The organism is Bacillus gaemokensis (genome assembly GCF_001590835.1).
GTDB lineage: Bacteria > Bacillota > Bacilli > Bacillales > Bacillaceae_G > Bacillus_A > Bacillus_A gaemokensis.
In genome coordinates, this window is the sequence record NZ_LTAQ01000012.1 from 61245 (window position 1) to 86753 (window position 25509).

Here is a 25509-nt window from a genome sequence, read left to right on the forward strand (position 1 = left end):
AAGATGATAGATCTACTGCTCATGATGATTGAACGCGTCGGATTAATTGTTATTTTAGGTTTTTTACTTTCTCATATTAAAATATTTCGGCGCCTTCTTCATAAACAGGATGGATATAAAGACAAACTTATGCTTATTTGTATCTTTTCTTTATTTACAATTGTAAGCAATTACACAGGGATCGAAATTGCCGGGAATACAATTATGAATGAAAATTGGTTACAAGGTGTTTCTTCATCGAGTACCATTGCGAATACGCGTATTATGGGCGTTGGAATCAGTGGTTTATTAGGTGGACCAATTGTCGGAATTGGTGTCGGGTTTATTGCCGGTATTCATCGTTATATGTTAGGAGGAACGACGGCTCTTAGCTGCGCAATTTCTTCTATTTTAGCTGGGATTATTACAGGATATATTGGCCATGTTTTTCAAAAGCGTAATCGTGTTATTACACCTAAATTTTCGGCTGTTTTAAGTATTTTTATTGTTTCCTTAGAAATGGTGATGATTCTGTTTATTGTAGAGGATGGCTTTAATGTCGTAAAAACGATCGCGATACCGATGATTCTTGTAAATAGTTTTGGCAGCTTTATTTTACTTTCTATGGTACAAGCTATTTTGCGGCAAGAAGAAAATGCGAAGGCCTTGCAAACCCATAAAGTGCTTCGGATTGCTGATAAAACACTACCCTATTTTCGCCAGGGGCTAACAGAGGAATCTTGTAAACATGTGGCACAAATTATCCATCGTTTTACAGGGACAGATGCGGTATCTTTAACAGATACAGAAAAAATATTAGCGCATGTTGGATTAGCATCTGATCACCATATTCCTTCTCATAGTTTAATTACTGGACTATCAAAAGAGGTATTAAAGACAGGGAAAATAATGAAAGCGAAATCAAGAGAAGATATCAATTGTCAACATGAAGGATGTCCATTACAGGCAGCGGTGGTTATTCCATTAACATCACATGGTAATACAATTGGGACATTAAAGCTTTACTTTAAAAACCCTAATCAATTAAGTCGTGTAGAAGAAGAGTTAGCAGAAGGATTAGCGAAGATTTTCTCTACACAGCTTGAATTAGGAGAAGCGGAACTGCAAAGTAAATTGCTACAGGACGCAGAAATAAAAGCATTGCAAGCGCAAATTAACCCGCATTTTCTCTTTAATGCCATTAATACAGTTTCAGCTTTATGCCGCACAGATGTAGAAAAGGCAAGAAAACTATTGTTACAGCTTAGCGTCTATTTTCGTTGTAATTTGCAAGGAGCACGTCAGTTACTTATCCCGTTAGAGCAAGAACTAAATCATGTACATGCATATTTATCACTAGAGCAAGCAAGGTTCCCAAACAAATATGAGGTGAAGACGTATATTGGAGAAGGCTTACAGAAAACGTTACTTCCACCATTTGTATTGCAGTTGTTAGTAGAAAATGCACTTAGACATGCTTTTCCAAAGAAACAGCCAATTTGCCAAGTAGAAGTTCATGTGTATGCCGAGGGAGATATGATTCATTTTAAAGTGAGGGATAACGGGCAAGGAATTGAACAAGAACGCTTAGAACAACTAGGAAAAACTGTTGTTTCATCGAGAAAGGGCACAGGGACGGCTTTATATAATATTAATCAACGGTTAATAGGGTTGTTTGGGAAAGATACAGTACTTGATATTAAGAGTGACGTAGAAAAAGGGACAGAAATATTATTTGAGATTCCAATTCAAAGCATGGGGGAGGAAGAGAGCGATGATAAAGGTATTAGTAGTAGATGATGAAATGTTAGCAAGGGATGAACTGAAATATTTATTACAGCGTACAAAAGAAGTTGATGTAATTGATGAAGCAGATTGCGTTGAGGATGCATTAGAAAAGCTAATGGAGAGCAAGCCAGATCTTGTTTTTTTAGATATTCAGCTTTCAGATGATAATGGATTTGAAATTGCTAATATATTAAAGAAAATGAAACACCCACCGGCTATTGTTTTTGCAACAGCGTACGACCAATATGCGCTGCAAGCATTTGAAGTGGATGCATTAGATTATATTTTAAAACCATTTGATGAAGAGCGGATTGCACAGACGTTGAAAAAATATAAGAAGCGAAAGCAGAGTGAAACAGAGAAACAGCCAGATATGAAAGTCCCAGATGTAGCCACTGGGATGCATAAGCTTGCGCTGCCAATAGAAGAATCTATTGTACTTGTAAATATAGAAGACATTGTTTATGTGGGCCTTGTAGACGGGAAGGTAGCTGTAAAGACGATTCGAGAAACATATGTAACACACGATACACTTGTTATTTTAGAAAAGAAGTTACCGCAAACAAGCTTTATGCGTGTTCATCGTAGTTTTATCGCGAATATTAATCATATTTTAGAAATACAACCTTGGTTTAATTCTACCTATAATTTAATCATGAAAGATGATTCGAAAGTCCCAGTAAGTCGTACATATGCAAAGGAACTCAAAAAGCTGCTTCGTATTTAAGAAGCAGCTTTTGTATTTCATCCGGCTATTTTTGTAACTGATTCTGTATATTTGACGTTCTGTTGTGTAAACGCTTACTTAAGTGTTTACATCATATACAATAAAGTTACCAAATCGAAAGAGGTGGCCAAAATGAGTACAAAAAAAGTATACAGTTTTCTATCACAAGCATTTGTTTTTTCAGCTATTATGTTTGTTTCTCATATTATTACAACGCACTTACCAATTCCAATGCCTTCATCAGTAATCGGATTAGTCATTTTGTTTAGTCTATTATGTTTAAAAGTCATTAAATTGGAACAAGTTGAATCACTTGGAACAGCGTTAACAGGTATTATTGGATTTTTATTCGTACCATCGGGTATTTCCGTTATAAACTCTCTTGGTGTAATGGGACAATACTTTGTACAAATTATAACTGTAATTGTCGTGGCAACAATTATTTTACTAGCAGTAACTGGTTTGTTTGCACAATTTATTCTAGGTAAAGATGAAAAAGAAACAAAAGATACAAAACAATTAGATGTTGTACATAAAGGACGCAAACACGGAAAAGTTGCGTAATATATCAGACCATACATGGTTAGGAGGTAATGAACATGGCAAGTACAATGACTCCATATTTCGGAATCGTCGTTTCATTAATCGCATACGGAATCGGAACATTCTTATTTAAACATTCAAAAGGGTTCTTCTTATTCACACCATTGTTTGTAGCGATGGTACTCGGGATTGTCTTTTTAAAGGTTGGAAACTTTACATTTGAGGAATATAATACTGGCGGTAAAATGATTAGTTTCTTCTTAGAACCTGCAACAATCGCCTTTGCAATTCCTTTATACAAGCAAGTTGATAAATTAAAAAAATATTGGTGGCAAATTTTATCAGCTATCATTGTTGGATCTGTTTGTTCAGTGATTGTCGTGTTCATTGTCGCAAAAGCAATTGGTTTAGATATATCTGTAATGAACTCTATGCTACCGCAAGCTGCAACAACGGCGATTGCACTACCAATATCCGAAAGTATCGGTGGTATTCCAGCAATTACATCTTTTGCAGTTATCTTTAACGCAGTTATTGTATACGCACTTGGCGCGTTATTCTTAAAAACATTTAAAGTGAAAAATCCGATTGCAAAAGGCTTAGCATTAGGAACAGCAGGACATGCACTTGGGGTTGCAGTTGGGATTGAAATGGGAGAAGTAGAAGCGGCGATGGCAAGTATTGCAGTAACAGTCGTTGGGGTTGTAACAGTTGTTGTCATTCCAATGTTTATGCCATTCATCGCATAACAGAATATAATATGTTTTGTAAAAACATAAAAGCAAGCTATTGGTAGAACAGATTTCTACTGATAGCTTGCTTTTTGTGTTACAGTAGTGGTAAGACCTATGTCATATGAAAAAAGTAACATTTTCCTTAAATCTTCATTAATACTTTGCATCATGCGTTCTGAAAAGGGCCGTTGTATTGTAAAATAGAAAGTAATATGATGTATCCCGCTATTCTTGGACATTAATATCCCCGCCTCAAAATCTAGCGAGGGCAAAGAAATTAAATAGGGGAGAAATTTTCCATAAAAGCTTGATTTATAAGGGCTGATAATTGGTAGGGTGAAGGAACCCCCACTGATTAAAGTTTCACTTTATAGGACAGGAGAGATCACTCGTCGATTATGCAAATGAAAAACCTGTTTCAAAGCAAAGGATTCCAAAGATTACTTGTACTACTTTTACTCGCTCTTATGCTATATGGGCTACAAAGTATGTTCAATTTGATTTTAATTACGTTTATTCTTACGTATTTAATGGATCGATTCCAAAAATTTATTTCTCGAAAACTCGATCACTTTATGCCGATTAATCGGAAAATTATTATAGCATTCTTATATGTAATGTTAGTTGGTGGAATTACCATTACATTATTTAAATATCTACCAGTATTGACGGTGCAAATCTCACAATTAATTTACCAGTTTAATGTGTTCTTTAAAAATCCACCGGATAGTGGGATTATAAAGTATTCGATTAATGCAATTAACCATATGGAACTTTCTAAGTATGTTGGGCAAGGCGTGGATATTCTTTATAAATCCATTGCTAATGTTGGAAAGTTTGGTCTGCAATTTTTACTTTCTCTAATTTTAAGTTTATTTTTCTTGTTAGAGAAGGCTCGTATTGTTGCTTTTACTTCAAAATTTAAAGAGAGCAGACTTGCAATTTTCTATAACGAAATTGAATATTTTGGAAAGAAATTCGCTCGTTCATTTGGAAAAGTAATTGAAGCACAGTTTCTAATTGCAATTGTTAATTGTGTCTTGTCAGTGATTGCGCTATGGATTTTAGGGTTTCCACAATTACTTGGTTTAGCATTAATGATCTTTTTACTCGGTTTAATCCCAGTAGCTGGTGTAATTATTTCGCTATTTCCACTTTGTATGATTGCTTATAATATTGGTAGCATTACGTATGTGATTTACATTTTAATTATTGTTACTGTTATTCATGCGCTTGAAAGTTATGTGTTAAACCCAAAATTCATGTCACAAAAAACGAATTTACCTATTTTTTATACGTTTATGGTATTAATTTTCTCAGAACACTTTTTAGGTGTGTGGGGACTTATTATCGGTATTCCGGTCTTTATGTTCCTATTAGATGTGTTAGATGTGATAAGCGATGAGAAAGAAAAGAATTCTGCTGAACAATAGAGGGAAAGAAAAGCATCGGAATCCGGTGCTTTTTCTTTTATAACTTCTAACTTCCTATGCCATACTGTAAGAAGAATAAATAATAGGGGTGAAATAAATGGCTATAAATGAAAAGATAGAGCTTGCTACGTTTGCAGGGGGATGTTTCTGGTGTATGGTTTCACCATTTGAAGAGATGGAAGGCATTATACAGGTCGTATCAGGTTATACAGGTGGGCATAAAGAGAACCCGACTTATAAAGAAGTTTGTTCAGAAACAACAGGACATTATGAAGCTGTGCAAATTACATTTGATGCAAGTAAAATGCCTTATGAAAAACTGTTAGAGCTGTATTGGAGACAAATTGATCCAACAGATGCTGGCGGGCAATTTCATGACCGCGGACAGTCTTATGAAACCGTAATTTTCTATCATAATGAGGAACAACGTGAACAAGCAGAGGCTTCAAAGATAGTACTTGCTGAGAGCGGCCACTTTTCGAAGCCAATTGCTACGAAAATACTTCCTGCTGCTACATTTTACCCAGCTGAAGAGTATCATCAAGGATATCATAAGAAAAATACATTTCGTTACGAATTATACCGCCAAGGGTCAGGCCGCGATGCTTTTATAAAAAAACATTGGCCAAAAGATAATGCACATTTAAAAGGGAAATTAACGGATATGCAGTTTTACGTAACACAAGAAAATGGTACAGAGCCACCTTTTCAAAATGAATATTGGAATCATAAAGAGGAAGGTATTTATGTGGATATTGTATCGGGTGAACCACTATTTACTTCTCTAGATAAATTTGATAGTGGATGTGGATGGCCTAGTTTTACAAAGCCAGTTATGTCAGCTAGTGTAAAAGAGAAAATGGATGTCAGCCACAATATGACGCGTACGGAAGTAAGAAGTAAGGAAGGTGATTCGCACCTTGGCCATGTATTCCCAGATGGTCCTGGACCAAATGGTCTACGCTATTGTATTAATTCAGCAGCGCTTCGATTTATTCCAAGAGCGGATTTAGAGAAAGAAGGCTACGGAGATTTTCTAATCTTATTTGGAAATAAAAAATAACCTCGCATGTAGCGAGGCTATTTTTTTATTTTACAGCTTTATTTTTCTTTTTAAATTTACTTAATACTTCATATACAATCGGAACGATAAGAAGTGTTAACAATGTTGAACTTGTTAATCCACCGATTACTGTTACGCCAAGGCCTTTAGAAATTAAGCCACTACCTTCAAATCCTAGTGCAAGTGGGATAAGAGCACCAATTGTTGCGATTGCTGTCATTAAGATTGGGCGCAGTCGAGTTGCTCCGGCTTCTAATAATGCTTCACGTGTTGATAAGCCTTCTTTCTCTTTATGAATAACGCGGTCGATGAGAACAATCGCATTCGTTACAACGATACCGATTAACATAAGGGCACCAATCATCGCTGATACGCTTAACGTTTCACCGGAGATTAATAGGGCAACGAGAGCACCGATGATTGTAAATGGTAGCGAGAATAAAATTGCGAATGGTGCAAGGGCACCGCCAAATGTAACGACAAGAACGAAGTATACAATGGCAATTGCAGCTAGCATCGCTAAACCAAGTTGTTGGAATGACTCTTGAATATCTTTTGTGACACCGCCCATAGAAACATCTACGCCAGAAGGAAGATCCAGTTTATCTACTTCTTTCTGAACAGCGGCAGATGCTTTGGAAACATCATCGGATGTTAATTTTGCAATCACTTCTGCATAAACACGACCATCACGATGCGTTACTGTGTTGGAAGTTTCACCTTCTTTTACAGTCATAACGTCTTTCACGGCAACTTCATTGCCAAGTGGTGTTGTAATTTTACGATTTGTTAAATCATCAATGGTTTCATAATTTTGTTTTTCTGCTTCTACATATACGTTAATATCTTTACTGTCTTTTTTTATGGTTGTAAGAACAGGGCGATCATGTTGATTAGAAAGTCCCATTCCAATTTGGGCAGCAGTTAGCCCCATTTTACTTAGTTTTTCTTGATCTGCGACCAATGTGTATTCTGCATATGTTTTTGCAATACTAGAGTCGATGTCTTTTAAGTCTTTATTCTTTTTCATGATATTTTGAATGTCTTTTACGACAGGTTTGATGTCTTCTGAGCTATCTCCATATACGTATAGCTTAATTTCATTGCTACCGCCACCAGCTCCGAAGTCTTGGTTTTTCCATTCACCTTTTCCTGTCATCTTTTGTAAGTCTTTAATAACTCGTTCTTTCTCTTTTTCAAAGTTTTTCGCGCTATTATCATACTGAACGAAGAACATTGCTTGATTTGTTTGACCTGGACTCATTGGGTTTTCCGCGCCTAATGAGAATTGAATTGTTTTTACATCTTTCTTGTTTTGGAAGTGCTTTTCAGCTTTTGTTGTTATTTTTTCAACGTCTTCTAATGTTTGTCCTGGCTCAGGGTTATATGTTGCAATAATCATTTTCTCTTCTTCAGATGGTAAGAAACTTACACCGATAATTGGTACAAGTGCAAGGCTACCTACTAATAAAAGAACAGCAAGGCTAGATGTAATAATTTTATGATTTAGCGCCCATCCGAGCAGGCGTTTATAGCCATTTGCTAACTTACTTGGTTTTTCTTCATGGTGTACTTGCTTTTCTCTTGTACTTTCCTTTTTGAATAAAGAGTGTGCTAGCATCGGTACAATTGTAACTGCTACAAGTAATGAAGCTAATAGAGCAAAGACAATTGTTAAAGCAAACGGTAGGAACATTTCACCAATCATGCCTTTTACAAGTCCAAGAGGTAAAAAGACCGCAATCGTTACAATTGTAGAAGACATAATCGGAACAAACATCTCTTTTGTTGCTTCGCGAATTAAGTCTCTACCTTTTAATTTTTCATCTGATAAGGACATACGTCTATAAATATTTTCAATAACAACGATTGAATCATCGACAACGCGCCCAATGGCAACTGTCATGGCGCCAAGTGTCATCATATTAAGCGTAATATCCATCTGTTTTAGTACTAAAACAGCAATTAATAAAGAAAGTGGTATAGAAACGACAGAAATCAATGTTGTTCGGATATTTCGCAAGAACAACATAATAATGACAATGGCAAAGATCGCACCAAAGATTGCTTTGCTTAGCATTGTATCAACTGATTTCTCAATCGGTGCACCTTGGTCAAATGTTGAGATAATCTCTAGGTTTTTATATTTCTTTTCAAAATCTTTTACTTTATCTTTGACTGCATTTACGACATCAACTGTATTTGCATCAGTGGCTTTTACAATTTGAATGCCGATTGCTTCTTTTCCATTTGTACGAGAAATTGATTCAGCTTTTCCAACTTCTTTAATATCGGCAATTTCTTCTAAGGTCACAGTTGGAATTCCATTAGCGGTAGCTGGATTCATTTGCGGTGCTTGAGCTCCTACTCCCGGGTTACCTTGACCACTTGCTGCTGAAGGAACAGCAGGAATTTTCATTTCTTTTAAAGCTTTGAGCGTTGTAATGTTACCATCTACAACAACTGATTTTTCCGTATCTTTAAATGTGTATAGACCAAGTGGTAAAGATACGTCAGAGCCTTTAATGATGTTTTTAACGGTATCTTCACTTAAACCTAATTCTTTCATCTTATCCTTTTTAAAGACAAGTTGTACTTCATTTACTTGTTGCCCTGAGATTTGAACAGATGCCACACCATCAAGTCCTTTTAATCCTGGGACAATATTTTTTTCAACTTTTTCAGTTAAGGCAGCTAAAGATTCATCTTTACTTGCTACGCTTAATGAAATAACAGGGAAGGCATTAAAGTTTACTCGAGAAACTTTTGGGTCTTTCACGCCTTCTGGTAATTTTACATTTGCAAGAGCTTCTTTAATTTCAGTTTCAGCTTTTTCCATATTTTTATCAAAGTCATATTCTACTTGAATAGAAGAGGCATTTTGATAAGAGGAAGAACTGACAACATTGACTCCGCTTAAATTCTGCAGCTGCTGTTCCATCGGTTTCGATACCTTATCTGCTACTTCTGCTGGTGTAGCACCAGGATAAACCGTTGTTACTGTTACAACAGGAGTTGTAATGTCAGGGATTGTTTCTAGCTTCATATTAAGCCCAGAATAAATTCCTGCCACGGTAACGAGGATGGTTAATAGCCAAACTGCGAACTTGTTTTTTAACGAAAAGTTAATAATTTTGTTCATGTTTGCGCTCCCTTTTTTAACATATATTGACCAACTGGTCAGTCTAATACATAATATAACTGACTGAGTGGTCAGTCGTCAATGAAAAGGGATGGTATAATAAAAATTGGTAATTTTATAATATGAATTCATGATGCGAGATGAAATTAGGAGAGAAGAAAATGAAAGAAAAAGAACGTTTAATTATAGAAATGGCAATGAAGTTATTTGCAAATAAGGGTGTAAATACAACGTCAGTGCAAGAGATTGTAACAGCGTGTGGGATGTCAAAGGGAGCGTTTTACTTATATTTCAAATCAAAAGATGAATTATTATTAGCTACACTTCGATATTATTATGATAAAATCCAAAAAAAAATGATGGATCTTGATAAGGAATCGTTATTACCACGTGAAAAGTTTGAAAAACAATTGTATTGCCAGTTTAATGATATACAAAAACATAAAGAGTTTATTATTATGCATGCAAGGGAAAATGCAATTCCATTCAATAAAGAAGTAGAAGCATTTATGATGAGAATGAAGCTAGAATCGCATGCATTTTACCGGAATAGTTTATTGTCTATTTATGGTGAAAAAGTTATTCCGTATTTATTAGATCTGGTGATTATGGTGGAGGGAATATGCCGAGGATATTTAGAATTAATTATTTTAAACGCAACAGAAATTGATTTATCTCATGTTTCTGCATTTATTCTAAAGAGAATGGATGATCTTGTAGCTGGGCTTTTAAAATCTAAGGATAGACCTGTGTTACACGAGGAAAAGCTCGGAGAATTCTTTTGTAGTTCAGAGCTTATTAAAGAGCAAGCAAAAGAACATTTTTTACAGGAAATTATTGTATTCAAACGCACGTTAGCAAATCAATTGGAAAATGATGAACTATTAGTTACATTGGATGTTTTAGAAGCTGAAATGAGGTTGCCAAATCCAAGGATTCCAGTTATTCAAGGAATGTTGGCTAATTTGAAATCTTATGATGATTTTAAGGATTTTCGATTGAGGTTGGCGGGGTATTATCATATAAAAATTATATGAGACGGATAGAATGATTTTGTAATAAGAAAAAGGTGGATACCATAGTGGATCCACCTTTTTTATTAGTTACTAGATTGTGCCCATTCTTCCACGTTCCAAACTTTTGTTATCCAATCTTCATAGAAATCTGGTTCGTGACATACGAGAAGGATTGTTCCTTTATATGCTTTTAATGCTTTTTTTAATTCTTCTTTAGCTGTAACATCAAGGTGATTTGTCGGCTCATCAAATAGAATCCAGTTGCTTTCTTCACCCATTAATTTACATAGACGGACCTTCGCTTGCTCTCCACCACTTAATTGACTCAATGGGCGAGAAATGTGCTCGTTTTTCAAGCCACATCGTGCTAACATTGCACGAACTTGGTGTTGATCTAAATGTGGGAACGTATTCCATACATCATCGATTGGTGTTAAGTTATCAGCTTTTACTTCTTGTTCAAAGTATGCTGGTTCTAAAAAGTCACCAAGGCTTATTTTTCCGCCTAATGGTTTGATTTTGCCAAGAATTGTTTTTAATAATGTTGATTTACCGACACCGTTACATCCAACAATTGCAATTTTTTCACCGCGTTCAATTGTCATTGTTAGCTTAGGTAGTAATGGATGTGTATAGCCAATTTCTACTTCTTCTCCTTCAAAGACAAAGCGGCTGCTTGCGCGACATTCTTTGAAAGAGAACTCTGGTTTAATAGCTGTTTCTGGACGGTCAATACGTTCCATACGATCAAGCTGCTTTTGACGGCTCTTTGCACGACCTGTTGTAGAATAACGGGCCTTGTTTTTTGCAATGAAATCTTCTTGTTTTTTAATGAATTCTTGTTGCTTTTGATAAGCGTTTAAATGTTGATTTTTATGCAGTTCAGCTAGCTCTAAAAATTTCTCATATGTTGCTGTGTAACGCGTCATCTTCGAAAATTCTAGATGGAAGATTACATCAACACATTTGTTCATAAATTCCGTATCATGAGAAATTAAAAGGAATGCATGTGGATATTCTTTTAAATAGTTTGTTAGCCATTGGATATGTTCCACATCTAAATAGTTGGTAGGTTCGTCCAGTAATAGTACTTCTGGTTGTTCAAGTAATAGTTTTGCAAGCAACACTTTTGTACGTTGTCCACCACTTAATGCAGAAACGTCACGATCTAAACCAATTGCGTCAATTCCAAGACCACGTGCTGCTTCTTCAATCTTAATATCTAATAAGTAGAATCCACCGGCTTCAAGTGCATCTTGAATGTCTGCCATTTGGTCAAGAAGTTCTTCTAGTTCTTCTGGCGTAGCCGTTCCCATTTTTTCTGTAATTGTGTTTAATTCTTTTTCCTTTTCAAATAAAGGTAAAAATGCATCTGTGAGTACGTCACGAATCGTTCTGCCAGCTGTTAAAATTGTATGTTGATCTAAATATCCGTAATGCGTACCAGGTGTCCATTCTACACGACCATCATCGTGAATAAGTTGTCCTGTAATAATATTCATAAATGTTGATTTGCCAACACCGTTTGCGCCGACTAAACCAACATGTTCTCCTGCTAATAAGCGTAATGATACATCTTTAAATAACGTACGATCACCAAATGTATGACCTAATTTTTCGACTGTTAATAAGCTCATAATGTCCTCCGTCCATTTCAAAATAGTGTCTTGAATCATGATACTAAATTCTTGGATATAATGCTATCCTTTCGAAATGTATATTTTTTCAAGAGTGGGGTTGTATATTTTTAGAAAAGTAATATAATTTAATTGAACAGCGGTTAATAAAACTTGTGAGGTATGAGAGATGTCGCCAAGGAGAGCAGTTAAACAAGAATTAACAAGAGAAATGATTATGGATGCAGCGAGAGATTTATTTATAAAGCATGGATATCAATATACTTCAATGCGTAAGGTTGCAGTGGAACTAGGATATAGTCATGGTTCAATTTATTATCATTTTAAAAATAAAGCAGAGCTTTTTTATGCGATGGTTGAACAGGATTTTCAATTATTGGATCAAAAATTAGATGAAACAATTGCTCAAAATCTACAGCCAGAAGAGCAATTGAAAGCAGTATTATTGGGGTTTATCGAATTTGGTTTGCGAAATAAAAGTCATTATGAAATTATGTTTTTAATTAAAGATGAAGAATTAAAAGAATGTCTAGCAGAAGAGCCAAATGCTAGTTATGAAAAATTCGCTAATGTGGTATCTTCTCTATGTAATGGGAAGGTAAATATAATGACTATATGGTCTGTTTTTTTATCATTACATGGTTTCGTATCACATTATTGTAGAAACGTTCAAACATTTGAAGATGTACAAGAGTTAGCTAAAGCACATGTAAATTTTATTGTAAAATCGCTTCTTATGTAAGTGGTTTTCTTTTTAACATTAATTGAACAGTGGTTAATTAAAGGGGGATATTAGAATGAAAAAGGCTTTAGTATTGGGAGCATCTGGAGCAATGGGATATGCAATTACAAAGGAGTTATGTAATCGAGGGATTGAAGTAATCGCTTTTGCGAGGAATAAAACAAAGCTGGAAAGGCTATTTCAAGGAGAAGAAAGAGTGTCCATTTTGACCGGGGACGTATTTCGGAAGGCTGATGTACTAGAAGCGGCTAAAGATGTTGATGTTATTTTTCATGCTGTAAACATCCCGTATTCAGATTGGGAAACAAAGCAGCCAAAGTTATTAGTGAATGTATTAGAAGTAACAAAGCATTATGGTGTGAAATTAGCGATGGTAGATAATATTTATGCGTATGGAAGACAAGGCCAAGAGAAGGTAACGGAAGAGGCTGAAAAGAATCCACACACAAAGAAGGGGAAAATTCGTTTGCAGCTTGAGAGGATGGCAAAACAAGCTGGAGTGCCAGTGCTTATTGCTCATTTCCCGGATTTTTATGGACCAAATGCGGAAAGTACGCTTATTCATCATACGTTACAAAGTGTTCTTGTGAATAAAACATCTAGTTTTGTGGGAGATAAGAAGCTTGCCAGAGAATATATTTTTACACCAGATGGAGCTAAGGCTATTGTTGAATTGGCATTACGGGACGATGCATACGGACAGAACTGGAATATACCTGGGTTTGGTGTGATTACAGGAGAAGAAATGATTCACCATATAAGAGAGTTAACAGGATATACAAAATCAGTAATGACTGTGAAAAAAGGCATGATAAGACTAATTGGTTTATTTGATAAGCAGATGAAAGAGTTTGTGGAGATGTTGTATTTGACAGAGGAGCCTGTTGTACTAAGTGGAGATAAGTATGAGAAGTATATTGGGAAGGTGCCAAGAACTTCATATTATAATGGCCTACAGGAGACAATTGCGCATATGAGAACTTTATAATATAGAAAAAACCACCGAATCTTGCTCAAACACAAGATTCGGTGGTTGTATTTTAAGCTTCTTTACTGGCTAGCTTTTTATTTACAAACCCTAAGATTAAACCACGTATTTGTGGGTCAATTGCAAGGCCGATGATACCGAAAAGTACACCAGTAAGTGTTAAAGCAACTAAAGGTGGAAGATTAATTAATACAGTGCGATAAACGCCATAGCTAATTGCAAATGCTAGGGTATTAAATATAATCCCTTTAAACAGCAATTGGAAACCTTTATAAACGAATAAAGTAAATCCTAGTAATAAAGTTCCTTCTGTGATGATGGCAGCTGCGGCAGCTCCCATCATTCCAAATTTACCGCCTAGTACAATATAGCTAATTACAGCAACTACTAATCCAATTGCCATAGTAGTCGTACGTTTCCACTGTTGTCCAATCGTTGTTAAATTATCAGCAAGTGGATAGTTGATGGATTGTAGAATAACCATAAATGCTAAAATAGCAAGAGCGTCCCCTGCTGGTGCGTATTCTTCACCTAATAAGCTGACAATCCAAAAGCTTGGATCAGCGATAAATGGAATAGAAATTCCCATTCCTAGGAAAGACATAAGCTTTAATTCAAAATGTGATAACTTTCTATGTTCATCAATATTTTTTTCATTTCCAAATGCGAATAGCTTTGGATAAAATGCTGCCGCAATTACACCAGGTATTTGATAAAGTACTGCTGGGATTTTTGATGCTGCTCCAAAGAATCCAACTTCGTCTAATGGGGCAACTTTTTCTAATATAATTGGACCTAATTGCGGTAGCAACATGATGATGATCCCATTGATTGTGAAAATCAGCAGTTGATCTAAAATTCCTCTATCCCAACCCTTATGAATGGTTGTATAACGAACTACCATTATAAATGCGATAAGTCCTGTTACAAGGCTGGATACCCCGTACATTGCAGCGACCATCATAAGCGACCATTTGAAATTCATTCCTAATAAAAGTGCAGCGGCTGCTGTTAAACCTTGTAATACAGAGATGATAGCGGTGAATTGCATGCGTTCTGTTACTTGGAAATAGGCCATTCCTACGCCTTGCAAGGTAGCTCCGAACATTGTTGGTAATACAACTAAATATACCATAGCGCGTAAGTAAGCATTGTCATAGAAAAACTGTGCGAAAATGGCAAAGAGAATAGAAATGACAACAGCTAAAATTATGCGGACACGTAAATAACTACTTATTAGTTCACTAATATTAGCACCTGGTTTTGTTCCTTCACGCATAAACGTATGTGTTAAACCAGCGTCTGTAAAATAACAGACAACAGCTGACACAGCTAACGCAGCTGTAAACATACCATAATCTGTTGGAGAAACATATCGTGCGAAGAGAATCGTAGCAATAGCGAGTACAAAACGAACGATAATATTCCCTACGAATAAGTAGGATGCGTTTTTAAGGATTTTGTTTGTTTTCATCGAAAATACCTTTCTATTCTTAAGGACTTAACTTGTCCCATTTGTAACAATGATTTGTTTACAAAAAAGAATGTTTATTAATTAAGAAAACATAAATTTGATTCGTACGAACCAAAGCATTGCATATAACTTTCTGCTTCGCTTTCCATTTTTCGAGTATATCTTTTGGCAATATTTCTTTAAATCCTTTTTAATCAAGTTAACTTGTGATTTTTCTAATTTTGAGTTCGCTTTAATATAAATACAGGCATTGTTAATAACTGTATAAGGAAATAGATAAGTTTCAAGAATTTGTATAAGGTCTTCAGAATCTTTTGTAATTAAATCTTGAGATTTTTGATGAACCCAGTCTTTCATTCGGTTGAATACTTCTAATTCTTTTGTTGTTTTCAATTCATAATCTTTATACTTAGAAGAAAGATTTCCTTCTGATAAGATTCGATAATATGTTAAGTATTCATCTACATAGCATACATTTGTTACACTCATCAGTTTAAATAAAAATTCTAAGTCTTCTCCCCAGCTACAGCCAGGTGTAAAGCGGATGTCATGATCCATGACAATAGAGCGTTTAAAAATCCATGTACTCGTTTGCGCAACAACTTGATGTGTTAAGAAGGCCTTTGACATATCACCTTTGATGAAATTTGTTACATGTTCCACTTTTTCAGATGTTTCTTCATAAAAGTTCATATAACCGCAGTAACAAGCGTTCATGCTGTTCGTATGCATGCTTGCAACCTGCTTTTCTATTTTTGTTGGATGCCATAAGTCATCACTATCAAGAAAAGCGACATATTCACCGCTAGCATTTTCAATTCCTGTATTTCGAGCAACAGACACACCTTGGTTCTTTTGGTGAACATATTTTATTTGCTCAGGATATTTTTGCTGAAGTTCTTTTACAATAGAAGGCGATTGATCTTTACTACCATCATCTACAATTACAATTTCAATGTTTTTATATGTTTGATCCAATATTGATTGCATCGTTTCTTCAATATATTTTTCCGCATTATAAAGCGGGATAACAACAGAAACGAGTTGTTTTTGTTCTATCATAGAATTTTATCTCCTCTGGTTTTTTATGTTTTGCCTCATATATACAAGCCTATTTAATAGGAAGAAGATGACAAGAACATCTGTATAAGTTTACCGCATATAAACTTTGTAAATCAACTCTCTGTTAAGATTATGCCTTATGAAAAAAGATAGATGATGTATAATAGAATAGGTTATAATAAAGAGATGTATGTTAAATATTTCTATTAGAAATAAAAGAATTGTGTGCGAGGGGGAAACCATTAGAATGTTACGTAAATATATTCGAAGGCCTGAATGGATTTTATTAAGTATCATCCTTATTATTGGCCTGGTGTTTCGTTTGATGACTTTAAATAAATATGGTGTGGATTTAACACTAGGTAGTGATGATCTAATGTATCAAAAAAGCGCAATTAATTTATTAGAAACAGGTATGTTAACTTATCACGATCCAACAAAACCAACCATTCATATTATGCCAGGACAATCAGTATTGTTGGCAGCCATATTCTTTATATTTGGACATGGTAGTTTAGGAGTATTATGGGCAAAGTTAGTCATGATAGCTTTTGGTGTATTAAGCATCTATATGACTTATAAAATTGGGAAATATATCGTAAACCCAGCAGTAGGATTAATTGGGGCTTTATTATTAGCGTTATATCCTCCTGAAGTAGTAGTGGAGAATTTAACGCTAACAGAAAGTCCATTTTTGTTTCTTTCACTGGGATTATTATATTGGAGTTTAAAATTAGCTGATACACATTCAATGAAAGATTTCTATATTGTTTTACTGTTCTATTTCGTAACATTATACTTCCGAGTACAAATTGCATTATATCCAATTTTGCTATTTGTATATCTTTTAATGAAACGTTATCCGTTCCGTCTTATGATAAAGCAAGCACTTATTAGTATAGTGTTATTATTTGTCGTGCTTGGACCGTGGTGGGCGCGTAATTATATTCAGTTCCATAAGTTTATTCCTCTTACGGCTGGCGCAGGGAATCCATTATTACTTGGTACATATCAAGGAGAAGGATACCCAGGTGGAAAGAGTATGGAAGAAATTGATGCAGATATTCGTGCGAAGTATCCAAATATTGAAGCGCATGAATTAATGGAAAAACAACAAGAAATAGCAATGGATCGCATTAAGGAATGGTGGCATACCGATAAACGTTCCATGATACACAGTTATCTGGTTTTAAAACCACAAATCTTCTGGGAAAAAGCATTCTATTATCCAGGCACTACAATAAGTATTTTCGATATATCGGGCGAGGATATGAAAAATATTTATGAACCGATTAAAACTGGTTTCTTAGTCTGCTCCATACTTGCATTTGTTTTGTTCTGGAAGAGATGGAGAGAGTATTCATTTTTATGGTTGATTGTTCTGTTCCATACTTATTTTAACAGTTTATATTTTGCATATGATCGTTATGCATTACCATTAATGCCAATGCTATTTATTATGATAGGAGCAGGTATTGTGGCAACTGTAATGAGAGTTAGTAGGCCATTCTTAAAGTAGATGAATATTTGAAGATAAAAAACATCTCCTTACTTCGTATAATAAAAAAAGTGCGAAGTAAGTGAAGGTGTTTTTTTGTTCTGTAATAATAATCCTATTGATTAAGGTTTTATATTTGTAAACGACAATATATATTCAAACCAATGGTGTGAGTTTGAGAAAATAAAAATGACCTGTTTCCTAAAATGTTTAGGAAACAGGTCATTTTTAACATGGAATCGTTCAAGAAGTTTGAACGAAACGATCGAGGAGATAGGAAGTTAACATACTCCTCTAAATTAAGCATCATGTAAAGAACTGCTTTTTTCTTTACTGTTTAATTTTTGTTTTAGTAAGGCATAGTCTTGTGTCAATGTAACAAGTTGGTGATGCAGTTTAGAGATTTTACGTGTTAAATCAAAAATTAAAACAAAGCAGAATAGAAGTCCAAATAAGAATAAAACAGATGGTGGATATTCTACTTTTAATAATTTACCGACCCAATTTATAATTTTATCTGTAGAGCTTAAAATTGCCATTGAGATACAAACGAAAATCCATAGAATAGCATATTTTGTTTCTAGGGCTCCACGGCGAATAGAATTAATAATTAGGAAAAATAATATTAGAATAAAGAGGAATGAAAAGGTAATTATAGGCATTTATTATCAACCTTTCACGATTTTTTGCATTAAGATAGCTAAGCTTACTTTAATCATGTAATATGCAGATTTTAATGGTGTGATAGAAGATTGGCCACCTTGTCTTTCTTGCATATTCACAGATACTTCATTAATGCGAAGTTTTTTCTTCTTTAAGTGAATAAGAACCTCAGGTTCTGGATAATCTTTTGGATAATTATGTGCGAAAATTTGAATTACTTCGCGATTGATAGCGCGGTATCCAGACGTTGGATCCATAAATGTTTGTCTTGTTAAAAGTTTTAATAAGGCAGTGAAATAAAAAATGCCAATTCTCCGTGAGATACTACCTTTGTATGCAGTTTTTTCTGTAAAGCGAGACCCTAATACCATATCACATTTGTTTTCAGCTATAGGTTGAATGATTGTGTATAAGTCTTCAGGGTTATGTTGTCCATCAGCATCGAATTGAATAGCAATATCGTAGCCGTTTTCGTAAGCATATTTGTATCCAGTTTGTACAGCTGAACCAATACCTAAGTTATACGGTAAACTTACAAGATGTACAGGGAATCCTTTTACAATCTCAGCTGTTTTATCGTGGGATCCATCATTAATGACGCAAATACTTAGTTGTGTAAAATGTTCTTTTAGTTCTAACAGTCTCGTTAATGTATCTGCAATTGCTTCTTCCTCATTATAAGCAGGAATAATAATTAATGTTTTTGGTATTGAAATTGGTACCTTAACAGACATATTGCACCATCCCTTATATATTTAATCAATATTGTAATTATTTTTAAACGCACTTTATCTAATATACCATTAATAGTATACCAAAATAAAGGACAAGCTGGTGGATTATTTTGTAAAGGAAATGAGAATAGAAAAGAAAAAGTGTTTATATAGTTAGAAGGATTATTTTTGAGAAATAAAAATACACAGGCAAAGATATGTAGAAATCTTTGCCTGTGTAGGTTGAATTTACATGTTCCATGGCTTATTTAGAGTTAATACTTCCGCCATCTCTTTGCTTTTCATTCTACCTGCTTTTCGACTTTCTGCGCGTTCTGCTCCGGTCTTATATAACCAATGTTCTTCCTCTGTTTCAGGTAGTACTTGTGGGACAGAGGAAGTTTTTCCGTCCTTTATTGCTACGAATGTAATAAAGCAAGTAGCGGCAATACGGCGTTCACCTTCTAATAAATTTTCTGCAATGACTTTCACAAATACTTCCATTGAAGATCTTCCAGTATAGCAAACGAATGCTTCATAGCAAACAGAATCAGTTTGGTGGATAGGAGTTAAAAAGTCAACGGAATCGATAGAGGCCGTTACGCAATGCTTTCGGCTATGCCTTGCTGCTGCAATAGAAGCGATGCTATCAATTTCTGCTAATAATTTTCCGCCAAATAATGTTTGGTGGTTATTTAAATCATTTGGGAAAACACGCGTTGTTTTAATTGCTTTTGATTCTCTCATAAATTTCTTATTCATATAATCGACTCCTATATATGTTTTCGATCAGAGTGCATGTCTTTTTTAGTTCCTGCCGCTTCTTAATTAAATAGCATTTGTTACTGAGATAAGCAAACTTTGTTAGGGATTTGCCTTATTGAAATAGAATAAGGCTGTATTTCTATGCGTATAACTGAAAGAAATTTTGTTTTGTATAGATTGTAGTGTAAAAGAGGTTTCGCTTACATTGCAAGTGAAAGGTAGTTACTACATTTTTGTCATACAATTTTTCTAACTGCCATGTACCTATTCATGATAGAATCGTTGTGTTATGAATGGAAATAGAGGTGCAGTGTACAGATGAATTACATACAAACAGGGTTTAGTAAAATAATTATTGGAATTATGCTTTCCTTTTTTGCTTATTCTTGCTGGAACGCTTTCGAGGGAAGTAAGCAGTTTTTTGGTGGAAGTTCTACGAGTTTAACGATTGTATTATCTATTTTCGTTATACTTCTTTTACTTCTTGCATCTATTTTGCAATATAGATTTACAGATAAGCAATTTCTCATTTTTTTAATGAGCATGACAGTGCTTGTTAGGATAGGGGCAGTCCTCTTTTTGGATAACGCAGTGATTGGTGATACGAGAGCTATGTATGAGACTGCAAAACAGATTGCATTAGGAAACAATGGTAATATAAATATTGTGAGTCAATTACCTTTCATTATATATGAGTCTTTTTTGATTCGAGTGTTCGGCGATGCCACATTTGTTTTACAGCTATTTAATATTTTATATTGCATAGGAATCGTGTTTTTCATTTACCGAATTGCTACAATTGTATTCCAAGAAGAATGTGGTCGTATTGCAGCATTATTTTATGCATTATACTTACCAAATATTCTTTCGTGTTTATTATTAACAGGGGAACTATTCTCTATATTTCTATTTTATTTTGCTTGTTATATATTGCTATATAAGGGATTAAGTCATTCTTACATGTGGGCGTGTGCGGCGATATTATTTGCTCTTAGCAATATCATTTATCCAGTAGGAATGTTTATCATTATTTTGGTACTTGTATACGTCTTGCTAGTGGAGGTATTTCAAAGTGCAGATAAACAAAATGTTTTGTTGAAAATGATTGGGATTTTTGCTGTGTTTTACGCTACTCATTTTGGTATAAATTATGGGGTTCAAGCGATGGACATAAAACAGTATACAATTTCTAACAATGCATATGTGCAATCAGTTTTAATAGGGGAACAGCGTAAGAAACAAGATGTGATTCAGGCACCAAGTATGAAAGATCACATGAACCAAAAATTAAAAGAGTTAGAAACAGAACGGTTAGCTTCTGTTAAACCAAGTATAGATCAACTATCATCAGAAGGAATGAATGGGACACTGTTAAAAGGAGAGAAAATTATCTATCTAGCTGTTACTTTATTTATGGCAATTGCCCTTTTACATTTTCTTATTCAGAAACAAAAGAATGAAGGATATATGTTATTACTGTTACTTATAGTAGGGTATATTGGAATGGAGATTTTGAATAAGAAGATTGTACCTAGTAATTTAGTTATACCAAGTCTTTTTATTTTACAAAGTTTAGGCGTTTATATGTTGTTATTCTATTGCCAAAAGTTATTCTTTAAAAAATAAAGTAAAGAAGTAGAGGCGAATTTTTTACTTTTGAAGAACGAAAGAAAACTCACCATTCTTAAAGAATGGTAAGTTTTCTTTATGTAGATATTGAAGTATAACTGTATAAAGAAAGAGAATTCGTTTTGAATTCTCTTAATGACTTTTATTGGCTTTTGCATGAGTCTTAAAGAAGACCGGAAAATGTACATTATATATAACAGTAACTACACGTATGATGAATGTTACAAGTAAACAAATATAGAAAGCTAATACGTGTGCACCCATCTCATATACGATTAAGAAGCTAATTGCACCTAGAATAGAAGCAATAGCATAAATCTCTTTGCGGAATACGTAAGGGATATCTTGAGCACAAATATCACGCATAATCCCTCCACCAATACCTGTAATAACACCCATCGAAACGACTAAGAATGAAGCATCGACGTGATGTGACATCGCTGCGTTTGCACCAATAGCGGTAAAGACCCCTAAACCGACAGCATCTGAAAGCATAATGACAACTTGAAGTTTATTGATACGTTCAAAGAACATACAAGTGAAAAGTGCTGCTAATACGCTGACAAAAAAGTAAATCGGTTGTACAAATGCGACAGGAGGTAGGTTGCCAATCATAATATCACGAATAATTCCGCCACCAAGTGCAGTAGCTACAGCTAAACAAAGGACACCAAATAAATCTAAATCTTTCTTTAAACCAACTAATGTACCAGAAATGGCAGCGGCGATAATGCCAAGAAACGTAAATATTTCGATTAATAACATGGCTCTAATCCCTTCCTCCTAAAGATGTTCCAGAGAAAAAATATACACTAAAGTTATGGAAATAACAATTACTTTTCGTTACATGTAGAAAAACGAAAGAAATACATAAAGAAAGCGTTTGAAAAGGTGAAAAGATAGGGTATAGGAATGATGCGTTATTCAAATAAGAAGGGTGTTCATTATTGGGTTTTAATCATTTTATATCTATATAATAAGATTTAATGTTTATATAAATTTATATTATAGTGGGAATTATAAAATGGGAATTTAAAGGAAAAAATTTCTTTTTACATTTTTTAAAAGGTGGGGATGATCCATAGAAAGGTAAATTTCTTTTTAAATATGGGAGAGATGTATGAGGGGTGTTGATGTAAAAAAATTTCTCAAATTAAATATGAGTTATGTTATAATTGCTAGGTGTATTTTGAATGATATAAACAATGTTTACATGATAATGTAATGATTTTGTATGGGGGTCTTGGAATGTTAGCAAATCAAGCTAGGATAAGGTTTGAGCGATTTTTGCTCTTTTTTATTATTGTACAACCTGTTTTAGATTTATTAACGTCGCTTAGTATTATCGTATTAAAAATAAATACGACATTTGGAGTAATAGCAAGATTTCTCATTATGGCAATTTGTGGTATTTATATCTTGCTACAGGCAAAAGAAAAAGAAAATAGAAAGTTTTTGATTTATCTTATATTACTAGGGGTGGTACTTGGAATAGGGTTTATTAATAATAAACTTATCAAGAGCCCGATTGTATTAGGAGAAGAAGTTAAATTCGTTGCAAAAGCATTGTATATATATATTATGCTAAGTTCATACATTTTGGCTTTAAAATCGTTGAAAAAGATTACAAATATTGGTGATAAAGTTAGAAACAATATTATGTATTCTACATTAATTATTAACATTGTGATGGTTGTTTCTATTACAACGTCTACAGACTTTGGTAGTTACGAATGGATGAAAGTTGGTTCTCGCGGATGGTTTTATGCCGGGAATGAATTAGGATCAATTCTAGCTATTATCTTCCCGATTGTAGTACTATACTCAATTCAAAAAACGAAAAGTATCACTAGTATTTTATACTGGATTCCATCTTTATTAATGATTTATTCTTTAATTCAAGTTGGTACGAAGGTTGGAATGGGATCAATTGGTGCTACTTTAGCAGCAGCAATTGTTATTATTCTACTTCAGCTGTTATTTGATAGAAGAAGTCCGAACAAGAAGGCTCTTTTACTTAATGGAGTGATTGCTATCGTTCTATTAGCCGGTGTTGTGGGAACATTTAAAAAGACACCATTGGCGAAGAACATGGGTATCCATACTGGTTATTTAGCTGAACAAAATGCGGCACAACAACAGCAAAAAGAGAAAGAAATTAAAGAGAAGCTAAAAGAACAGCATAAGACAGAAAAGCCACAAGAAAAGGCAAAAGTAGAAGAAGAAGTTAAAAAAGAACTTCAAAAAGAACAGAAGAAAGAAAACCAAGAGAATCTTATCTTTAGCGGACGTCAAGTGTATGCAGAAAGACATAAGCAATTCTTTAATGAAGCGCCAATGTCACAAAAACTGTTAGGAATGGGTTACGCAGGTAACTTTAAATATAATCCAGAAAAGCAACCTGATCCAAAATTAATCGAAATGGATTTCCATGATTGGTTTTATGATTTTGGAATTATCGGTTTTGCATTAATGATGATTCCGTTTATCTATTATGGTTTAAGAATTTTATTGGCCTTTATTACAAGGTTTAAAGATATATTTAATATAAAATATGGAATGCTAGCAACGAGCTTAGGCTTAGCTTTAGGTATTGCGTATATTGCAGGTCATATTTTTACTGCACCAGGAGTTGGAATTTATTTTGTAGTGGTGTTAGCTTATCTCATTGTTGATTTAGAAATTGAATGATAAAAATAAAAGCTAACTTTTGTTAGCTTTTATTTTTTAGTACAGTAAAATAAAAGCTAGATGGAAAATGTGGCGAGGATTTGAAGGAGGAAAAAATATGAGAATATTGCATATGAATGCGGGTGCGGAAGATGGAGGAGGAAAGACACATATTATTTCACTTCTCGATCAGTTCTCAACTGATGAGGTAGAATTAGCAGTATTTGAAGATGGAATTGTTGCGAGAGAAGCAAGAGAGTTAGGGATAAAAGTTCATGTGTTTTCACAAAAATCTCGCTACGATTTATCCATTTTGAAAAATATAAGTGGATTTATTAATAAGGAAAAATTTGATGTTGTTCATACGCATGGTCCGAGAGCAAACTTTTATGTTTCCCTTATGAAGAAGAAGATTACTGCAAAGTGGGTTACAACAATTCATAGTGATCCATTCCAAGACTTCACCAAACAAGGCTTAAAAGGCTGGATTTTCACGAAATTAAATTTAAAAGCTTTAAAAGATATAGATTTATTTTTTGTTGTAACCAATCGATTAAAAGCGAGCCTAGCGCAAGTAGGAATATCGAATGAAAAGATGCGCGTTATCTATAATGGAATTGAATATGACAAAGAAAAATCACAAGGCTATAATAAGAAAGAAATGTTTAACATCGAAGAAGATGTGTTTACAGCAATTCAAGTTGCTCGTCTTCATCCTGTTAAAGGTCATGAAGTATTGTTTGAAGCATTAAAACAGACAAAATTGACAAAAATTAAAGTATTATTAGTAGGCGATGGTCCATTAGAACAAGAACTAAAGGCGTTAGCTGCGGAAAAGGGAATTGAAAGTAAAGTTGAGTTTTTAGGACATCGTCAAGATGTAAAACAATTATTCGCGTCTTCGCATGTTAATTTATTAACATCTCATAGTGAAGGATTTCCGTTAGTTTTATTAGAAGCGGCAAATCAACGTGTTCCATCTATTGTAACAAGGGCAGGAGAGATTGAACCGTTAATTGTAGACGAAACTTACGGCTGGGTTGTTCCAACTGGAGATGGAAAGACGTTAGCTGGTGCATTAGAAGAAGCATATGAAAAGTGGAAAACCGGAGAGTTGGCTGTAATGGGAAAACACATTTATGAGCATGCTGTAGCAAACTTTTCATTGCACAAGTTATATGAAGATACGAAAGAAACATATAAGGAATTAATAGCTAAAAACCGTTAATAGCAGAGAGGATTG

At 34.4% G+C, this 25509-nt stretch carries 21 protein-coding genes; 13 read left to right on the forward strand and 8 right to left on the reverse strand.

Features of this window, described 5'->3' with window-relative positions; translation table 11 throughout:
* The first annotated feature begins 3 nt into the window (after positions 1–3).
* From AZF08_RS11555 to msrB, 6 genes are all read left to right on the forward strand, one after another.
* On the forward strand, positions 4–1779 hold the full coding sequence (locus tag AZF08_RS11555) for a sensor histidine kinase (protein WP_033673489.1): 1776 nt from the start codon (positions 4–6) through the stop codon (positions 1777–1779).
* Positions 1754–2494: a LytR/AlgR family response regulator transcription factor gene (locus AZF08_RS11560; protein WP_033673487.1), complete on the forward strand. Its 741-nt coding sequence runs from the start codon at positions 1754–1756 to the stop codon at positions 2492–2494. Before AZF08_RS11555 ends, AZF08_RS11560 begins: the two co-directional genes overlap by 26 nt.
* A gap of 132 nt (positions 2495–2626) precedes the next feature.
* On the forward strand, positions 2627–3058 hold the full coding sequence (gene lrgA / locus AZF08_RS11565) for an antiholin-like murein hydrolase modulator LrgA (protein ID WP_033673485.1): 432 nt from the start codon (positions 2627–2629) through the stop codon (positions 3056–3058).
* Positions 3059–3093: 35 nt separating this feature from the next.
* Positions 3094–3786, forward strand: a complete 693-nt coding sequence (lrgB, locus tag AZF08_RS11570) for an antiholin-like protein LrgB (protein WP_033673483.1) — start codon at positions 3094–3096, stop codon at positions 3784–3786.
* 383 nt (positions 3787–4169) lie between these two features.
* Positions 4170–5204, forward strand: coding sequence for an AI-2E family transporter (locus AZF08_RS11575; RefSeq protein WP_033673481.1), 1035 nt, complete (start codon positions 4170–4172; stop codon positions 5202–5204).
* A gap of 97 nt (positions 5205–5301) precedes the next feature.
* Positions 5302–6267, forward strand: coding sequence for a peptide-methionine (R)-S-oxide reductase MsrB (gene msrB, locus AZF08_RS11580; RefSeq protein WP_033673479.1), 966 nt, complete (start codon positions 5302–5304; stop codon positions 6265–6267).
* A 25-nt stretch (positions 6268–6292) separates the two neighbouring features.
* Here the strand turns inward: msrB and AZF08_RS11585 are convergent, their stop codons facing one another.
* Positions 6293–9409, reverse strand: a complete 3117-nt coding sequence (locus tag AZF08_RS11585; RefSeq protein ID WP_033673477.1) for an efflux RND transporter permease subunit — start codon at positions 9407–9409, stop codon at positions 6293–6295.
* Positions 9410–9570: 161 nt separating this feature from the next.
* Between AZF08_RS11585 and AZF08_RS11590 the strand changes: the two genes are divergently transcribed.
* Positions 9571–10446 carry a TetR/AcrR family transcriptional regulator gene (locus AZF08_RS11590; protein ID WP_033673474.1) on the forward strand — a complete coding sequence of 292 codons (876 nt, stop codon included), beginning with the start codon at positions 9571–9573 and terminating at the stop codon, positions 10444–10446.
* Positions 10447–10508: 62 nt separating this feature from the next.
* Here the strand turns inward: AZF08_RS11590 and AZF08_RS11595 are convergent, their stop codons facing one another.
* The gene (locus tag AZF08_RS11595) at positions 10509–12119 is read right to left on the reverse strand and encodes an ABC-F family ATP-binding cassette domain-containing protein (RefSeq protein WP_082246011.1); all 1611 of its coding nucleotides are present in this window, start codon (positions 12117–12119) and stop codon (positions 10509–10511) included.
* A 112-nt stretch (positions 12120–12231) separates the two neighbouring features.
* On the opposite strand from AZF08_RS11595, the gene AZF08_RS11600 reads away from it, so the two are divergent.
* Together AZF08_RS11600 and AZF08_RS11605 are read left to right on the forward strand one after the other, a co-directional pair.
* A complete protein-coding gene (locus AZF08_RS11600) occupies positions 12232–12804 on the forward strand; it encodes a TetR/AcrR family transcriptional regulator (RefSeq protein ID WP_033673470.1) in 573 nt (190 codons plus the stop codon).
* 55 nt (positions 12805–12859) lie between these two features.
* Positions 12860–13792 carry an SDR family NAD(P)-dependent oxidoreductase gene (locus tag AZF08_RS11605; protein WP_033673469.1) on the forward strand — a complete coding sequence of 311 codons (933 nt, stop codon included), beginning with the start codon at positions 12860–12862 and terminating at the stop codon, positions 13790–13792.
* Positions 13793–13844: 52 nt separating this feature from the next.
* Here the strand turns inward: AZF08_RS11605 and AZF08_RS11610 are convergent, their stop codons facing one another.
* Complete coding sequence (locus AZF08_RS11610) at positions 13845–15266, reverse strand: oligosaccharide flippase family protein (RefSeq protein WP_033673467.1); 1422 nt, start codon at positions 15264–15266, stop codon at positions 13845–13847.
* Positions 15267–15347: 81 nt separating this feature from the next.
* Positions 15348–16328: a glycosyltransferase family 2 protein gene (locus AZF08_RS11615; protein WP_033673465.1), complete on the reverse strand. Its 981-nt coding sequence runs from the start codon at positions 16326–16328 to the stop codon at positions 15348–15350.
* 247 nt (positions 16329–16575) lie between these two features.
* Between AZF08_RS11615 and AZF08_RS11620 the strand changes: the two genes are divergently transcribed.
* On the forward strand, positions 16576–17847 hold the full coding sequence (locus AZF08_RS11620; protein ID WP_033673464.1) for a glycosyltransferase family 39 protein: 1272 nt from the start codon (positions 16576–16578) through the stop codon (positions 17845–17847).
* A gap of 278 nt (positions 17848–18125) precedes the next feature.
* On the opposite strand, the gene AZF08_RS11625 is transcribed toward AZF08_RS11620, so the two are convergent.
* From AZF08_RS11625 to AZF08_RS11635, 3 genes are all read right to left on the reverse strand, one after another.
* Positions 18126–18488: a DUF2304 domain-containing protein gene (locus AZF08_RS11625; protein WP_033673463.1), complete on the reverse strand. Its 363-nt coding sequence runs from the start codon at positions 18486–18488 to the stop codon at positions 18126–18128.
* 6 nt (positions 18489–18494) lie between these two features.
* Positions 18495–19223: a glycosyltransferase family 2 protein gene (locus AZF08_RS11630; protein ID WP_033673462.1), complete on the reverse strand. Its 729-nt coding sequence runs from the start codon at positions 19221–19223 to the stop codon at positions 18495–18497.
* A 228-nt stretch (positions 19224–19451) separates the two neighbouring features.
* Positions 19452–19964, reverse strand: a complete 513-nt coding sequence (locus AZF08_RS11635; protein ID WP_033673461.1) for an acyl-CoA thioesterase — start codon at positions 19962–19964, stop codon at positions 19452–19454.
* Positions 19965–20285: 321 nt separating this feature from the next.
* Here AZF08_RS11635 and AZF08_RS11640 point away from each other — a divergent pair, with 321 nt between their 5' ends.
* Entirely contained in the window at positions 20286–21593 is a 1308-nt protein-coding gene (locus AZF08_RS11640; RefSeq protein WP_033673460.1) for a glycosyltransferase family 39 protein, read from the forward strand.
* Positions 21594–21728: 135 nt separating this feature from the next.
* Here the strand turns inward: AZF08_RS11640 and AZF08_RS11645 are convergent, their stop codons facing one another.
* Complete coding sequence (locus AZF08_RS11645; protein WP_033673459.1) at positions 21729–22361, reverse strand: trimeric intracellular cation channel family protein; 633 nt, start codon at positions 22359–22361, stop codon at positions 21729–21731.
* A gap of 483 nt (positions 22362–22844) precedes the next feature.
* Between AZF08_RS11645 and AZF08_RS11650 the strand changes: the two genes are divergently transcribed.
* Together AZF08_RS11650 and AZF08_RS11655 are read left to right on the forward strand one after the other, a co-directional pair.
* Positions 22845–24287: an O-antigen ligase family protein gene (locus AZF08_RS11650; RefSeq protein ID WP_033673458.1), complete on the forward strand. Its 1443-nt coding sequence runs from the start codon at positions 22845–22847 to the stop codon at positions 24285–24287.
* 97 nt (positions 24288–24384) lie between these two features.
* Positions 24385–25494: a glycosyltransferase gene (locus AZF08_RS11655; protein ID WP_033673457.1), complete on the forward strand. Its 1110-nt coding sequence runs from the start codon at positions 24385–24387 to the stop codon at positions 25492–25494.
* Positions 25495–25509 lie beyond the last annotated feature (15 nt).

Bases quoted from the DNA above. Each gene is read 5' to 3' on its own strand.
- AZF08_RS11640 (WP_033673460.1), top strand. From the start codon at position 20,286: ATGAATTACATACAAACAGGGTTTAGTAAAATAATTATTGGAATTATG.
- AZF08_RS11645 (WP_033673459.1), bottom strand. From the start codon at position 22,361: ATGTTATTAATCGAAATATTTACGTTTCTTGGCATTATCGCCGCTGCC.
- lrgA (WP_033673485.1), top strand. From the start codon at position 2,627: ATGAGTACAAAAAAAGTATACAGTTTTCTATCACAAGCATTTGTTTTT.
- AZF08_RS11650 (WP_033673458.1), top strand. From the start codon at position 22,845: ATGTTAGCAAATCAAGCTAGGATAAGGTTTGAGCGATTTTTGCTCTTT.
- AZF08_RS11590 (WP_033673474.1), top strand. From the start codon at position 9,571: ATGAAAGAAAAAGAACGTTTAATTATAGAAATGGCAATGAAGTTATTT.
- msrB (WP_033673479.1), top strand. From the start codon at position 5,302: ATGGCTATAAATGAAAAGATAGAGCTTGCTACGTTTGCAGGGGGATGT.
- AZF08_RS11555 (WP_033673489.1), top strand. From the start codon at position 4: ATGATAGATCTACTGCTCATGATGATTGAACGCGTCGGATTAATTGTT.
- AZF08_RS11575 (WP_033673481.1), top strand. From the start codon at position 4,170: ATGCAAATGAAAAACCTGTTTCAAAGCAAAGGATTCCAAAGATTACTT.
- AZF08_RS11615 (WP_033673465.1), bottom strand. From the start codon at position 16,328: ATGATAGAACAAAAACAACTCGTTTCTGTTGTTATCCCGCTTTATAAT.
- AZF08_RS11560 (WP_033673487.1), top strand. From the start codon at position 1,754: ATGATAAAGGTATTAGTAGTAGATGATGAAATGTTAGCAAGGGATGAA.
- AZF08_RS11625 (WP_033673463.1), bottom strand. From the start codon at position 18,488: ATGCCTATAATTACCTTTTCATTCCTCTTTATTCTAATATTATTTTTC.
- AZF08_RS11635 (WP_033673461.1), bottom strand. From the start codon at position 19,964: ATGAATAAGAAATTTATGAGAGAATCAAAAGCAATTAAAACAACGCGT.
- AZF08_RS11655 (WP_033673457.1), top strand. From the start codon at position 24,385: ATGAGAATATTGCATATGAATGCGGGTGCGGAAGATGGAGGAGGAAAG.
- lrgB (WP_033673483.1), top strand. From the start codon at position 3,094: ATGGCAAGTACAATGACTCCATATTTCGGAATCGTCGTTTCATTAATC.
- AZF08_RS11620 (WP_033673464.1), top strand. From the start codon at position 16,576: ATGTTACGTAAATATATTCGAAGGCCTGAATGGATTTTATTAAGTATC.
- AZF08_RS11605 (WP_033673469.1), top strand. From the start codon at position 12,860: ATGAAAAAGGCTTTAGTATTGGGAGCATCTGGAGCAATGGGATATGCA.
- AZF08_RS11585 (WP_033673477.1), bottom strand. From the start codon at position 9,409: ATGAACAAAATTATTAACTTTTCGTTAAAAAACAAGTTCGCAGTTTGG.
- AZF08_RS11610 (WP_033673467.1), bottom strand. From the start codon at position 15,266: ATGAAAACAAACAAAATCCTTAAAAACGCATCCTACTTATTCGTAGGG.
- AZF08_RS11600 (WP_033673470.1), top strand. From the start codon at position 12,232: ATGTCGCCAAGGAGAGCAGTTAAACAAGAATTAACAAGAGAAATGATT.
- AZF08_RS11630 (WP_033673462.1), bottom strand. From the start codon at position 19,223: ATGTCTGTTAAGGTACCAATTTCAATACCAAAAACATTAATTATTATT.